Source organism: Caulobacter sp. GW821-FHT09B08, from assembly GCF_059418225.1.
Window position 1 is genome coordinate 73149 of sequence record NZ_JBWKPL010000012.1, and the last position, 13002, is coordinate 86150.

A 13002-nucleotide genomic window follows, 5' to 3' on the forward strand; every position below is an offset into this window, starting at 1 on the left:
CCAAGGAAACCCTCTGCCGATGGACGTAGAAGCCAGTCGCGCCTTGCTTTCTCGCGCCATGGCGCGGGTCGCCGCGCATGACGAAGACGCCCTGAAATACGTCTACCGCCACACCTCCGCGAAACTGTTCGGCGTGGTCCTCCGTATCTTGAACGATCGCGAGGAGGCGGAAGACGTGCTGCAGGACGTGTATCTGACGGTGTGGAACAAGGCCGACCGGTTCGACCCGGACAAGGCCAGTCCCATCACCTGGCTGGCGGTGTTGGCCCGCAACCGGGCGATCGACCGGCTGCGGGCGCGGGGCGGGCGGGTGATGGCCGGCGTCGAGGAGGCCGAGGCCCTCCCGGACGCCGCACCCCTGGCCTCCGCCCTGGTCGAAGCCGACGAAGACAAGGCCCGCCTGGACGGCTGCCTGGACCAACTGGACCCCAAGCATTCCGGCGCGGTGCGCAAGGCCTTCTTCGAGGGCCTGACCTATGACGCCCTGGCCCAGACCCTCGGGGTCCCGCTGGGCACCATGAAGAGCTGGATCCGGCGCGCCCTGATCAGTCTGCGCGCGTGCCTCGAAGCATGACCGACGTCCAAGCCCCCCTTTCCGAAGACGAGCGCCCCTTCGCGGGCGAGTACGTGCTGGGCGTGCTGGACGCCGCCGAGCGCGCCGAGGCCGAGCGCCGCATCGCCAGCGAACCGGCCTTCGCCGGCGCGGTGACCTGGTGGGAGAACCATCTGATCCCGCTGGCCGCCGAGATCGGCGCCGTCCAGCCCTCGGCCGGCCTGTGGCCACGGATCTCCAACCTGATCGGCGGGCCCGCCTCGCCTGGCCCGCTGAACAATGTCCGCCTGTGGCAAGGCGTATCGGCCGGCGCCGTGGCGGTGGCCGCCGCGGCCCTGGTGTTCGTCGCCCTGCCCCGTTCGGCCCCGCCGCCGGCCGTCGCCCCCGCGCCGTTGGTGGTCAAGGCGAGCGAGGTGGCTGTCATCAGCGATCCGACCACCCAGGAGACCCGCTTCGTGGCCACGCTGGACCACGGGACGGACGAGCTGGTGATCACCCCGGTGGACCTGGACGTTCCCGACGGGCGCGACGCCGAGCTGTGGATCATCCCCGAGGGCGCCGCGCCGATCTCGCTGGGCGTGGTGCACAAGTCCGCGCCCAAACGCTTGGCCGTCCCGCGCCATCTGCGGGCCGCCGGAACCTATACCGCCACCCTGGCCGTCACCGACGAACCCCCGGGCGGCTCGCCGACGGGCGCTCCGACGGGCACGATCCACGCGGCGGGCAAGTTCGCGCGGGCTTAAGCGCCGAGGCCGGTCGCGGCGCGGACGTGATCGATGAACGCCCGCAGCGCCGGCGCCATCTGGCGCTGGCGCGGATAGGCCAGGAAGAGACCCGGAAACGGCGCCGACCAGGCCTCCAGCAGCGGGACCAGGCGTCCCTCGGCCAGATGCTCCTGGATGCGATGCTCGACGGCGAAGGCGATGCCGATCCCGTCCAGGGCTGCGGCCACGGCCAGGGCCTTGTCGCTGACGATCAGCGGCCCGTCGACGGCGACTTCGAACCAGTCGCCGTCCTGCCAGAACTCCCAATTGTAGGGCGCGGCCGTGCCCGGCCAGCGCCAGCGGATGCAGGCGTGATCGACCAGGTCGTGGGGCGTGGTCGGCGTTCCCCGGCGGGCCAGGTAGCTTGGCGAAGCGACGGCGATCTGGCGCAGGTCGGGGCCGAGCCGCACGGCGACCATGTCCTTCTCGATCACCTCGCCCAGGCGCAGGGCCACGTCGAAGCCCCCGCCGACGAAATCGCTGACCGCGTCGTCGACCGTGACGTCCAGCACCACCTCCGGATAGGCGGCGTGAAAGCCGGCCAGCATGGGCCGCAGATAGAGCTCCACCGCCGATTGGAACGTCACCACCCGCACGACGCCCGTGGGCCGCTCGCCCTGGCGGCGGACCTGGGCGACCGCCGCGCCCAGTTCGGCCACCGCCGGCCGCACTCGCTGGAGCAGTCGCTCGCCCGCGTCGGTCAGCGACACGCTGCGCGTGGTGCGGTTGAACAGCCGCACCCCGACCCGTTCCTCGAAGCCGCGCACCAGCTGGCTCAGGGCCGAGGGCGACACGTTCAACGCTTCGGCGGCCCGGCTGAAGCTCAGCGTCTCGCCGACGGTGACGAAGGCCCGGAGTTGCCCAAAGTCGCTGCCGCTGATCACCGCGTCGGAGGCGGAACTCATTAGCTCACCTGAAAAGTCTTATGATCAATTCGCCTATTATATAGCCCAGACACCAGGCCGATATAGGGCGCTTCACAAGGAGAGCTTCCATGAAGACCTGGTTCATCACCGGCGTGTCGCGCGGCCTCGGCCTGGCCCTGGCGCAGGCGGCCCTGGCGCGCGGCGACACCGTCGTCGGCACGGTGCGGAACGGCGCGCCCGACCTGACCGCCGGCCCCGGCGCCCTGCATCTGCTGACCCTGGACATGGCCGACGCCCAGGCCGTGCCCGCCGCCGTCGACCAGGCCTTCGCCCTGGCCGGCGCGATCGACGTGATCGTCAACAACGCCGGCTACGGCCTGCTGGGGGCGATCGAGACGGCGACGGACGAAGAGGTCGCGCGCCTGTTCGAGGTCGACTTCTTCGCCCCGTTCCGCCTGATCCGCGCCGCCCTGCCCCACCTGCGGACGCAGGGACACGGCCATATCCTGAACGTCACCTCGATCGCCGGCCGCGCCCCCGGAGCGGGATCGGGGCTCTACGCGGCGGCCAAGTTCGCCCTGGAAGGCCTTTCGGCCAGCTTGGCCCAAGAGGCGGCGCCCATCGGCGTCCACGTCACGGCCGTGGCCCCCGGCGCCTTCCGCACGGACTTCCTGTCCAGCCATTCGATCCGCAAGAGCCAGGCGGCGTCCGGCGACTACGACGCCTCGGTGGGCAAGGCGGCCCAGGCGTTCGACGGCATGGCCGGGCGACAGCTGGGCGACCCGGCCCGGGCGGCCGAGGCGATCCTGGCCGCCGTCGACGCCGAAACGCCGCCGCGCCAGCTGCTGCTGGGCTCGGACGCCCTGAGGCGGGCGCGCGAGCGGCTCGACGCCCAGATCTCCGAGATGGACGCCTGGGAAGCGGTGACCCTCGCCACCGATCACGCCTGATCTCGGAGCCACGTCGAGGCCGGCGCGTTGGGGAGGCATGCTCGACTCTCCTCCCTGGATCGCCGACCTCGCGTTGCGCCTGGCCTGGGCGCCGCCTTGGGCCGTCAGCCTGGGGCTGATCGTCATCGCCGTGCTGGCCGCCCTGACCGCCCATGCCGTGCTGGTGCGGATCGTTCGCCGCTCGCTGGAGAAGGACGCCTTCTGGTCGGCCCTGGCCGTGCGCACCCGACGGCCCACGCGCCTGGCCTTCATCGCCGCCGCCCTCAGCCTGGCCGTCTCGGTCGCGCCCCTGACCACCGCCCAGGCGGCCACGGCCAAGCACGTTCTGCTGCTGCTCTTCATCGTGCTGGTCGGCTGGATCGTGCTGACGGCGCTCGACATCGCCGCCGCCCTGCACCTGCGCAAGTTCAAGGTCGACGTCGAGGACAACCTGCTGGCCCGCAAGCACCTGACCCAGGTGAAGATTCTGCGCCGCGCCTGCGCCCTGATCGTCGGCCTGGTCACCATGGGTCTCGCGCTGATGACCATCCCCGGCGTGCGCCAGTGGGGCGTCAGCCTGCTGGCGGCCGGCGGCGCGGCCTCGCTGATCGTGGGCCTGGCCCTGCAGCCGCTGCTGACCAACCTGATCGCCGGCATCCAGATCGCCATCACCCAGCCGATCCGCATCGACGACGCGGTGATCGTCGAGAAGGAGTGGGGCAATATCGAAGAGATCAACGCCACCTATGTGGTGGTGCGCCTGTGGGACTGGCGGCGGATGGTGCTGCCGCTCAGCTACTTCATCCAGACGCCCTTCCAGAACTGGACCCGCGAGAGCGCCGCCCTGATCGGCACGGCCATGCTCTATGTGGACCACACCGCCCCCATCGACCGCCTGCGCGCCAAGCTGGAGGAGATCGCCAAGGCCTCGCCCCTGTGGGACGGCAAGGTGGTGAACCTTCAGGTCACCGACGTCACGGCCCAGGTGCTGGAGGTCCGCTGCCTGGTCAGCGCCCGCAGCGCCCCCAAGGCCTTCGACCTGCGCTGCGACGTGCGCGAGCAGATGATGGCCTTCCTGCGCGACGAGATTCCCGAGGCCCTGGCTCGGCAACGGCTGGGGTTGTCGGAGGCCGCGCCCCTTACGGCGTGATCTCGGGCGGCGGACGAATACGGCGGTAGCGGGCCTCGATCAGGCCGAACAGTCCGAACGCGATCAAGCCCACGGCGACCACGCACAACGCCGAGCTTCCGAACGGCTGGCGTTCGACCGCCTGAAGCGCGCCGCCCCAGCTGCGGGCCTCGCCGGCCCTCGCCTCGATCCCCGCCAGCACCAGGAAGACGCCCAACGGCAGGCTGGCCAGGCCCCGTGCGCCGTAGCCGACCTTGGCCATCGGCACGACCACCCGGCACAGGCGGTCGCCGCAGTCCAGGCGCTTGCTGAAGTCCTGCATCACGCCCTGGATCACATTGCCGATCCCGAAGGCCAGCACCACCAGCCCCGCGCCGATCAGCAGGCTGTCGCCATGGGGCAGGTCGAGGATGGTCCGGGCGGTGTGGCGCACGCCCTGCTCCTCGTCGAGCTCGCCGACGTCCTCCAGTTCGTCCAGCAGTTCGAAGGCCGAGAAGGCCAAGCCGCCATAGACCAAGCCGCTGACCGCCTGGCCGACCCGCACGGCCCAAGCCTTGGGCGAGCGGCCATGGCGGTCGGCGTCGAACACCGCCTGCAGGAAACGCCAGGCCGCGAAGCCCGCCAAGCCAAGGCCGACGGCGCCGATCAGCGCCCAGCCCAGCGGCCACTCCGCCCAGGCGCGCAGCAGGCCCTTGGCGCCGTGCGCGCGCGGCGTGAGGTCGAGCGCCGCCAGCAGCACGATCGATCCCAGCCCCAGATAGACCAGGCCCCGCGCCGCATAGCCCAGCCGCGACGCCAGCTCGATCGCCTTGGAGACGTCCAGGCGCTTGGCGCGCCTGATCCAGCTGCGCGGCAAGGTGATCGGCGGTGTCGACATCGTCCGTGCCCCAAGCGACCCAACTTGGGATGTCCAACGACGCGGGCGGGATCGACGTTCCGCCCGGCGCGCCCCGGCGCGGGTCCGGCCTGTCTTTCGCTAAGTAAGTGATTTATGACTTAGCTTCAGGCGCCGGCCGTCCGGTCTGGCGCTTGTGAAGGCATGTGCGCAGGAAGCCGCCCCGCGCCGCCGATCATCGCGGGCTTTGCCGCTCGCCGATGCTAGGCGAAGCATGTCACGGATGACGTGTGCGGCAAAGGGGAGCCCGGCAGGGTGGCGGAAGCCTTCGAAATCGGTGTGCGGGCCAAGGCGCGTTGCGACCTGATGGGCGCGGCGCCCTACAGCGAGGCCGACGGCATGCTGGTGCGCCGGTTCCTCACCCCCGCCCACGACGAGGCCCTGAAGACCCTGGCCTTCTGGATGGAACAGGCCGGCATGAGCGCCCGCCGCGACACCGCCGGCAACCTGGTCGGGCGCTACGAGGGCGACACGCCCGGCGCCCCGGCCCTGCTGATCGGTTCGCACATCGACAGCGTCCGCAACGGCGGGCGCTACGACGGGGCGCTGGGGGTGATGCTGGGCGTCGACGTGGTCGAGGCCTTGAGCGCCACCGGCCGCCGCCTGCCCTTCGCCGTCGAGGTGATCGCGTTCGGCGACGAGGAAGGCTCGCGCTTTCCCGCCTCCATGGCCTGCAGCCGCGCCGTGGCTGGGACCGTCGATCCGATGGTCATGGAAATGGTGGACGGCGACGGCGTTTCGCTCGCCGAAGCCTTCGCGAAGTTCGGCCTCGACCCGACCCGCCTGGAGGAAGCCGCGCGCAAGCCCGGCGAGGTTTTCGCCTTCCTCGAAGCCCATATCGAGCAAGGACCAGTCCTGGAGGCCGAGGGCCTCGCACTAGGCGTGGTCACCGCTATCGCCGCCCAGAAGCGGCTGATGGTGCGGTTCACGGGCATGGCGGGTCATGCGGGCACCACGCCGATGAACCTGCGCAAGGACCCCGGTCCCGCCGCCGCCGAGGCGATCCTGGCGCTGGAGCGGATCTGCGCGGGCGGCCAGGACGGGCTGGTCGGCACCGTGGGCCGGATCGGGGCGTTGCCCGGCGCCTTCAACGTCATCCCCGGCGCGGTCGAATATTCCATGGACATCCGGTCCGAGGTCGCCGCCACGCGCGACGCGGCCGTCGAGGCGGTCACCGCCGAAATCGAAGCCATCGCCGCGCGGCGCGGCCTGGAGGTCTCGGTCACCCTGATGCAGGCCCTGGACGCCAGCCCCTGCGATCCCGGCCTGACCGCCCTGCTGGAAGAGGCCGTCGCCGCCGCTGGCCAGGCGCCGCGCCGCCTGCCCAGCGGGGCCGGCCACGACGCCATGGTCATCGCCGATCTCTGCCCCACCGCCATGCTGTTCATCCGCTGCGAGGGCGGGATCAGCCACAACCCGCGCGAGGCCGTGACCGATGCCGACTGCGCCCTGGCCGCCCGGGCCATGCTCCATTTCATCGACCAGCTAGAACGACGCGAACGCGCATGACCCAAACCTTCGGCGAACTCGACCACCCCGCCCGCCTGCTGATGGGCCCCGGCCCGATCAACGTGCACCCCCGCGTGCTGCGCGCCATGTCGGTGCAGCTGCTGGGCCAGTTCGACCCCGAATTCACCGGCTACATGAACGAGACCATGGCGCTCTACCGCCAGGTCTTCCAGACCCAGAACCGCTGGACCTTCCTGATCGATGGCACGTCACGGGCGGCCATCGAGGCGGCCCTGGTCTCGACCCTGGCGCCGGGCGACGACGTGGTGATCGTCAACGCCGGGCGCTTCGGTTTGCTGCTGGCCGAGATCGCCGAGCGCTGCGACGCCCAGGTCACCTTCGTCGAAGGCGACTGGGGCACGGTGGTCGACCCTCAGGCCGTGGAGGACGCGGTCAAGCGCGTGCGTCCGCGCCTCGTGGCCTGCGTGCACGGCGACACCTCCACCACCATGGCCCAGCCCATCGAGGCCATCGGCGAGATCTGCCGCCGCTACGACGCCCTGCTGTATGTCGACGCCACAGCCACGATCGGCGGCATGTCGGTCCCGGTCGACGCCTGGCAGGCCGACATCGTCACCGGCGGCCTGCAGAAGTGCCTGGGCGGTCCGTCGGGTTCAGGCCCCATCACGATCAGCGACCGCGCGGCCGAGCACATCAACGGCCGCAAGCACGTCGAGGCCGGCATCGCCACGCCGGGAGCGGTGAACGGCAATGGCCGGCGGATCGCCTCCAACTATTTCGACCTGGCGATGATCATGGACTACTGGTCCGACAAGCGCCTGAACCACCACACCGAAGCCGCCTCGATGCTGTTCGCCGCCCGCGAATGCGCCCGGGTGGTGCTGGAGGAGGGTCTGGAAGCCCGCTTCGCCCGCCATGCCCAGGCCGGCGCCGCGGTGGTGGCCGGGGTCGAGGCCATGGGCCTGACCGTCTACGGCGACAAGGCCCACAAGATGACCAATGTCACCGCCGTGCTGGCTCCGGCGGGCGTCGACTACGACCGGGTGAAGGCCCGCATGCGCACCGAGTTCGAGATCGAGATCGGTTCCGCCTTCGGGCCGCTGGCGAGCAAGGTCTGGCGGATCGGGGCGATGGGCGTGAACGCCCGCAAGCACGCCGTGCTCCAGACCCTGGCGGCGCTGGAGGCGGTGCTGCGTTGGGAGGGCTTTGGGGCGCCGGCCGGCGCGGGCGTGGACGCGGCGGCGAAGGTGTTCGCATGAGCTTCCTGCGGCTACCCCCTCCGGCCCTTCGGGCCACCTCCCCCAGAGGGGGAGGATCTAAGGCCCAGATGCTCCCCCTCTGGGGGAGCTGTCGCGGAGCGACTGAGGGGGCTTGCGGCGCATGACCTACCCCCGCGACCTCATTGGCCACGGCGAGCACCCGCCCCACGCCCAATGGCCGAACGGCGCCCGCGTGGCCGTGCAGTTCGTGCTGAACTATGAGGAAGGCGCCGAGCGCAGCGTGCTGCACGGCGATCCGCAGGCCGAGCACTTCTTGTCGGAGATGGTCGGCGCCCAGCCGATCCCCGACGCCCGGCACATGTCGATGGAGAGCCTCTACGAATACGGTTCGCGCGCCGGCTTCTGGCGTATCCGGCGATTGTTCGAGGAATTCGGCCTGCCGCTGACCGTCTATGGCGTGGCCCAGGCGATGGAGCGCAATCCCGACGCCGTCGAGGCCATGCTGAAGTCCGGCTGGGAGATCGCCACTCACGGCTATCGCTGGATCGACTACCAGCATTTCCCCGAAGACCTGGAACGCGAGCACATCGCCAAGGCCGTCGAGATCCACAAGGCCCTGACCGGCGAGCGCCCGCTGGGCTGGTACCAGGGCCGCACCAGCCCCAACACCGCCCGGCTGGTCGTGGAAGAAGGCGGCTTCGTCTACGACGCCGACAGCTATGCCGACGACCTGCCCTATTGGGACGACCAGCACGGCAAGCCCCAGCTGATCGTGCCCTATACGCTGGACGCCAACGACATGCGCTTCGCCGCGCCGCAGGGCTTCAACAGCGGCGACCAGTTCTTCGCCTATCTGCGCGACAGCTTCGACGCCCTTTACCTTGAGGGCGAGACCGCGCCGAAGATGATGAGCGTGGGCCTGCACTGCCGCATCGTCGGCAAGCCCGGCCGGATCATGGCCCTGCGCCGCTTCCTCGAGCACGTGACGGCCCACGACAAGGTCTGGGTGGCCAAGCGCATCGACGTCGCGCGGCACTGGATCGCGACCCATCCCTATGAGGCCGCCGCCCGATGAGCGCTCCGTCCCTGACCCTCGCCGACCTGAACCGGATGAACCGCACCGGCTTCGCCACCACCCTGGGCTTCGCCTTCGAGCTGTCGCCGTGGGTGGTCGAGCGCGCCTACGACGCCGCCCCGTTCGACAGCGTCGAAGCCATGCACGCCGCCATGATGGCCGTGCTCGACGCGGCCTCCATCGACGACAAGCTGGCCCTGATCCGCGCCCACCCGGAACTGGCCGGCAAGGCCGCCATCGCCAAGACCCTGACCGCCGAGAGCAACGCCGAGCAGGCCAGCGCCGGGCTCGACAAGCTGACGCCGGAGGAGTTCGAGCGCTTCCATGCCTTGAACGCCGCCTATGGCGAGCGCTTCGGCTTCCCGTTCATCATCGCCGTGCGGCTGAACGACAAGACCTCGATCCTGGCCGCCATGCAGGCGCGCCTGGCCACCGACCCGGCCGAAGAGGTCGCCGAAGCGGTCAAGCAGATCGGCCTGATCTCCAAACTTCGACTGCAAGACGCGGTGACCGCCTAAGATGGAATACGACGTCACGACCTGGCTGAACCTTGGCCTGCGCTGGCTGCACGTGATCGCGGGCGTGGCCTGGATCGGGGCCTCGTTCTACTTCGTCTGGCTGGACAACAACCTGCGCGCCCCCGTGCCCGAGAAGGACGGCGTGAAGGGCGAGCTGTGGGCGGTGCACGGCGGCGGCTTCTACCATTCGCAGAAGTACATGACGGCTCCAGCCCACATGCCCGACCACCTGCACTGGTTCAAATGGGAGGCCTACACCACCTGGCTGTCGGGCTTCGCCCTGCTGATCGTCCTCTACTACTGGCAGGCGCCGGTCTATCTGATCGACCCGGCCAGGCACGCTTTCAGCCAGCCGGCCGCCATCGCCACGGGCCTGGCCTTCATCTTCGGGGGCCTCGCCGTCTACGAGGGCCTGTGCCGCTCGCCGCTGGGCGACAGGCCGCGCCTGTTCGGGGTGGTGTGGTTCCTGGTTCTGGTCGCCGCGACCTGGGCCCTGACCCAGATCTTCACCGACCGGGGGGCCTTCATCCACGTGGGCGCGATCATCGGCACCTGCATGGTCGGCAACGTGTTCCTGATCATCATCCCCAACCAGCGCAAGATCGTCGCCGACATGCTGGCCGGCCGCACGGTCGACCCACGCCTGGGCGCGATGGGCAAGCAGCGCTCGGTGCACAACACCCACATGACCCTGCCGGTCATCTTCATCATGATCAGCAACCACTATCCGGCGGTGACGGGGCACCACTTGGCCTGGCTGCTGCTGGCGCTGATCGCGGCGGGCGGGGTGTCGATCCGCTACTTCTTCATCCTGCGCCACCACGGGATCATCAAGCCGGACTACCTGATCCTGGGGGCGTTCCTGATCTTCGCCGTCAGCATGATCGCCAGCATCAAGCCCAAGACGGCCGAGACCATGGCGGACGTCCCCTTCCCCGTGGCCCAGGCCATCGTCAAAAAGCACTGCGTGATGTGCCACGCGGCGGTCCCAACCCATCCGGGCTTCACCGCCCCGCCCAACGGCGCGGCTTTCGACACCCCGGCCGGCATGGCCCGCTATGCGGGCAAGATCCGCGAACGTGCGGTTGATTCCACCAGCATGCCCCTCGGAAACGAGACTCACATTACCGATGCCGAACGCGCCCAGTTGGGCGCCTGGATCAAGGCGGGAGCAAAAACCCAGTGACCACCGCGGCAGAGACGCCACCGGCCGACACCACGACCGACGACGCCGCCGCCCCGGCGCCGCGAAAACGCAACGCCGAGCGGACGCGCAAGGCGATCCTGACCGCGGCGCTCAAGGAATTCTCCCAGGCGGGCTACGCCGGCGCGCGGATCGAGAAGATCGTCAAGGCCGCCAAGTGCAACATCCGCATGCTGTACCACTACTTCGGCGACAAGAAGGGCCTGTACCTGGCGGTGCTGGAAGCCGCCTACGAGGACCTGCGCGGTCGCGAGGCCGAGCTGAAGATCGACTTCGACAAGCCGCTGGAGGGCTTCTTCGCCCTGCAGCGCTTCACCTTCGACTATTTCGAGAAGAACCCCCGCATCGACGGCCTGCTGCGCAACGAGAACCTGCTGCAGGGCAAGTTCGTCTCGCAGTCTCGCAAGGTCACCGAGACGGCCTTTCCCCTGCGCCGCACCATCGAGCGGCTGATCGACAGCGGCCGGCAGCAGGGCCTGTTCCGCGACGACCTGGACTGGGCCCAGATCTACGTGACCATCGCCGCCATGAGCCGCTTCCACCTGGCCAACGGCTATTCTCTGTCGGTGACGCTGGACACCGACATGAGCAAGCCGGAATGGCGCCGCGCGCGCCTGACCCATGCGCTGGACCTGCTGGAAGGCTATCTGACCAAGCGCCCGTAGCGCCGCTCCAACCTTGACCGTTGCGCCCGCCGCAACCTTCGGCTGTTATGCCGGGAGTTTGGGGGAGACGAGTTCATGAGCGGAGCGTTGCGGGTCGCTGTCTGTACGGCGGCGTTGTTGGCCTATGGCGGCCAGGTGCTGGCGCAGGACGCGGCCCCGCCGCCGCCGGCTCCGGTTCCCGTCATCGACAAGTCGATCCCCCCGCCCGTGGCCGTCGCTCCGACCACGACCACCGCCGCCACCGCCGAACCGGCCAAGCCCGAGGGCTCGGTCCATGTGCGTTGCGACGGCCAGCCCGCCGGCCTCTCTGCCGCCCAGACCATCGGCTATCTGCTGGCGATCACCGCCACGGCCGGCGTGGTGGGCGGCCTGGTCGGCGCGCCCGAGACCGCCGACGACGGCAAGAAGAGCAAGGGGGCGGCCGGGGTCGAGGCCTGCACCGCCGCCCTCGCCGCCGAGAAGGACGAGACCCGCCGCGCCCAGCTGGTTCTGGCCCGGGCCATCCACCAGATCGAGGCCAAGAACTTCGAGGCCGCTCTCGCCGATTCGCGGTCGCTGCCCACCATCGCCCCGACCCAGAGCGCCAATCGCGGCTTCCAGCGCAGCCTGGGCCTGTCGGGCGCCAACCTGGAGGCCGCCGCCCTGCTGCGTTTGGGCCGCCCCAAGGAAGCCGAGGACGCGGCCCTGCGCATGGCCGAGGCCTCGCCGTTCGACCTGAACAACCAGCTGCTGGCCGCGCCCTACGTCGGGCTGACGGCCGAGATGACCCCGGCCAAGCAGGTCTTCCTGGAACGCTACGGCCGCCTGTATCCGCCGGGCCTGAACCGCCGCTACGAGAGCCATCTGTGGTCGGGCGACTACAAGGCCGCGGCGGGCGACATGGAAAGCCTGACCGCGACCATGGAGGCTTTCGTCAAGGACGGCACGCCCATCCCGACCGTGTTCACCGCGCGCCGGGCGGTGTCCTACATGCTGGCCGGCGACCTGGAGCGGTCCAACACCCTGGCCGCCGAGGCCCGCACGGCGGTGGACGCCCTGATCAAGAGCGGCGAGGGCCTGAACGACCAGACCATGGTCAGCCAGACCGAGGAACTTCTGGACTTCCAGGCCGTCGGCCGCGACCTGGCCGAGGGCCGGGTCAAGGAGGCGAGGACGGCCTTCGCCGCCCGTACGCGCTGGATGGCGCCGACCGCCCCCGCCGTGGCCACGCTGACCGAGCGCCTGCGCGCCGGCGCCCAGCCGTCCGAGCTGACCGGCGCCCTGGCCCGCTCGCCCGAGCAGCTGCGCGCCGACGGGCTGACGGCCAAGGCCGGGGCCATGATCGAGAATCCCAAGGCCACCAGCGGCCTCTACGGCGCGATCCGGCCGCTGCTCAAGCCCGCCGATTTCAACCCCGTGACAAAGCCCGTCTGGCGCACGACCAAGTCGCGCTACCTGATCAAGCCCAAGGACGCCAAGTTCGGCGGCGAGCTGATCTATATCTCGGGCGCGACGCCACTGGTCTCCGGCGAGGCGCTGCTGCTGCACAGCGCCCTGATGGCCAAGGAGCGCGGCAAGACCGGCTTCTACCTCTCCCCCGGCCGCAAGACCCTCGACAGCGCCCTGGTGATCTTCGCCAATCCCGACGACGCCGGCGTGCCGCAGGGCCAGTTCAACGCCGCCGAGCCGATCGTGACGGCCCTGTCGGTCGACATGCCCCGCCCGCAAGAGTGAG

General features: G+C 70.1%; 13 protein-coding genes. 11 read left to right on the forward strand and 2 right to left on the reverse strand.

The window, feature by feature from the left end; all coding sequences use genetic code 11:
• Positions 1 to 43 precede the first annotated feature (43 nt).
• Positions 44 to 574 carry a sigma-70 family RNA polymerase sigma factor gene (locus tag AC07OA_RS24250; protein WP_494666398.1) on the forward strand — a complete coding sequence of 177 codons (531 nt, stop codon included), beginning with the start codon at positions 44 to 46 and terminating at the stop codon, positions 572 to 574.
• Complete coding sequence (locus tag AC07OA_RS24255) at positions 571 to 1296, forward strand: anti-sigma factor (RefSeq protein WP_494666399.1); 726 nt, start codon at positions 571 to 573, stop codon at positions 1294 to 1296. The genes AC07OA_RS24250 and AC07OA_RS24255 overlap by 4 nt, the downstream gene beginning before the upstream one ends.
• Here AC07OA_RS24255 and AC07OA_RS24260 read toward each other — a convergent pair.
• The gene (locus AC07OA_RS24260; protein ID WP_494666400.1) at positions 1293 to 2222 is read right to left on the reverse strand and encodes a LysR family transcriptional regulator; all 930 of its coding nucleotides are present in this window, start codon (positions 2220 to 2222) and stop codon (positions 1293 to 1295) included. The genes AC07OA_RS24255 and AC07OA_RS24260 overlap by 4 nt on opposite strands.
• 89 nt (positions 2223 to 2311) lie before the next feature.
• Here AC07OA_RS24260 and AC07OA_RS24265 point away from each other — a divergent pair, with 89 nt between their 5' ends.
• Together AC07OA_RS24265 and AC07OA_RS24270 are read left to right on the forward strand one after the other, a co-directional pair.
• The gene (locus AC07OA_RS24265; RefSeq protein WP_494666401.1) at positions 2312 to 3133 is read left to right on the forward strand and encodes an oxidoreductase; all 822 of its coding nucleotides are present in this window, start codon (positions 2312 to 2314) and stop codon (positions 3131 to 3133) included.
• 37 nt (positions 3134 to 3170) lie between these two features.
• A complete protein-coding gene (locus AC07OA_RS24270; protein ID WP_494666402.1) occupies positions 3171 to 4262 on the forward strand; it encodes a mechanosensitive ion channel family protein in 1092 nt (363 codons plus the stop codon).
• Here AC07OA_RS24270 and AC07OA_RS24275 read toward each other — a convergent pair.
• The gene (locus tag AC07OA_RS24275; RefSeq protein ID WP_494666403.1) at positions 4252 to 5118 is read right to left on the reverse strand and encodes a DUF1206 domain-containing protein; all 867 of its coding nucleotides are present in this window, start codon (positions 5116 to 5118) and stop codon (positions 4252 to 4254) included. The two genes, AC07OA_RS24270 and AC07OA_RS24275, sit on opposite strands and share 11 nt — an antisense overlap.
• A 273-nt stretch (positions 5119 to 5391) precedes the next feature.
• Between AC07OA_RS24275 and AC07OA_RS24280 the strand changes: the two genes are divergently transcribed.
• The 7 genes from AC07OA_RS24280 (at position 5392) to AC07OA_RS24310 (ending at position 13001) form a co-directional block, all read left to right on the forward strand.
• On the forward strand, positions 5392 to 6645 hold the full coding sequence (locus AC07OA_RS24280) for an allantoate amidohydrolase (protein ID WP_494666404.1): 1254 nt from the start codon (positions 5392 to 5394) through the stop codon (positions 6643 to 6645).
• Positions 6642 to 7865, forward strand: coding sequence for a pyridoxal-phosphate-dependent aminotransferase family protein (locus AC07OA_RS24285; protein WP_494666405.1), 1224 nt, complete (start codon positions 6642 to 6644; stop codon positions 7863 to 7865). The genes AC07OA_RS24280 and AC07OA_RS24285 overlap by 4 nt, the downstream gene beginning before the upstream one ends.
• 121 nt (positions 7866 to 7986) lie before the next feature.
• Complete coding sequence (puuE, locus tag AC07OA_RS24290; RefSeq protein ID WP_494666406.1) at positions 7987 to 8901, forward strand: allantoinase PuuE; 915 nt, start codon at positions 7987 to 7989, stop codon at positions 8899 to 8901.
• The gene (gene uraD / locus AC07OA_RS24295; RefSeq protein WP_494666407.1) at positions 8898 to 9419 is read left to right on the forward strand and encodes a 2-oxo-4-hydroxy-4-carboxy-5-ureidoimidazoline decarboxylase; all 522 of its coding nucleotides are present in this window, start codon (positions 8898 to 8900) and stop codon (positions 9417 to 9419) included. The genes puuE and uraD overlap by 4 nt, the downstream gene beginning before the upstream one ends.
• A 1-nt stretch (position 9420) precedes the next feature.
• Positions 9421 to 10605 (forward strand): urate hydroxylase PuuD, encoded by a 1185-nt coding sequence (locus AC07OA_RS24300; RefSeq protein WP_494666408.1) that lies wholly within the window; start codon positions 9421 to 9423, stop codon positions 10603 to 10605.
• Positions 10602 to 11288, forward strand: a complete 687-nt coding sequence (locus tag AC07OA_RS24305; RefSeq protein WP_494666409.1) for a TetR/AcrR family transcriptional regulator — start codon at positions 10602 to 10604, stop codon at positions 11286 to 11288. The genes AC07OA_RS24300 and AC07OA_RS24305 overlap by 4 nt, the downstream gene beginning before the upstream one ends.
• A gap of 75 nt (positions 11289 to 11363) precedes the next feature.
• A complete protein-coding gene (locus AC07OA_RS24310; RefSeq protein ID WP_494666410.1) occupies positions 11364 to 13001 on the forward strand; it encodes a hypothetical protein in 1638 nt (545 codons plus the stop codon).
• Position 13002 lies beyond the last annotated feature (1 nt).

Excerpts from the sequence above, each read along its gene's own strand:
- AC07OA_RS24260 (WP_494666400.1), bottom strand. The coding sequence starts at position 2,222 with ATGAGTTCCGCCTCCGACGCGGTGATCAGCGGCAGCGACTTTGGGCAA.
- uraD (WP_494666407.1), top strand. The coding sequence starts at position 8,898 with ATGAGCGCTCCGTCCCTGACCCTCGCCGACCTGAACCGGATGAACCGC.
- AC07OA_RS24255 (WP_494666399.1), top strand. The coding sequence starts at position 571 with ATGACCGACGTCCAAGCCCCCCTTTCCGAAGACGAGCGCCCCTTCGCG.
- AC07OA_RS24265 (WP_494666401.1), top strand. The coding sequence starts at position 2,312 with ATGAAGACCTGGTTCATCACCGGCGTGTCGCGCGGCCTCGGCCTGGCC.
- AC07OA_RS24270 (WP_494666402.1), top strand. The coding sequence starts at position 3,171 with ATGCTCGACTCTCCTCCCTGGATCGCCGACCTCGCGTTGCGCCTGGCC.
- AC07OA_RS24275 (WP_494666403.1), bottom strand. The coding sequence starts at position 5,118 with ATGTCGACACCGCCGATCACCTTGCCGCGCAGCTGGATCAGGCGCGCC.
- AC07OA_RS24300 (WP_494666408.1), top strand. The coding sequence starts at position 9,421 with ATGGAATACGACGTCACGACCTGGCTGAACCTTGGCCTGCGCTGGCTG.
- puuE (WP_494666406.1), top strand. The coding sequence starts at position 7,987 with ATGACCTACCCCCGCGACCTCATTGGCCACGGCGAGCACCCGCCCCAC.
- AC07OA_RS24310 (WP_494666410.1), top strand. The coding sequence starts at position 11,364 with ATGAGCGGAGCGTTGCGGGTCGCTGTCTGTACGGCGGCGTTGTTGGCC.
- AC07OA_RS24285 (WP_494666405.1), top strand. The coding sequence starts at position 6,642 with ATGACCCAAACCTTCGGCGAACTCGACCACCCCGCCCGCCTGCTGATG.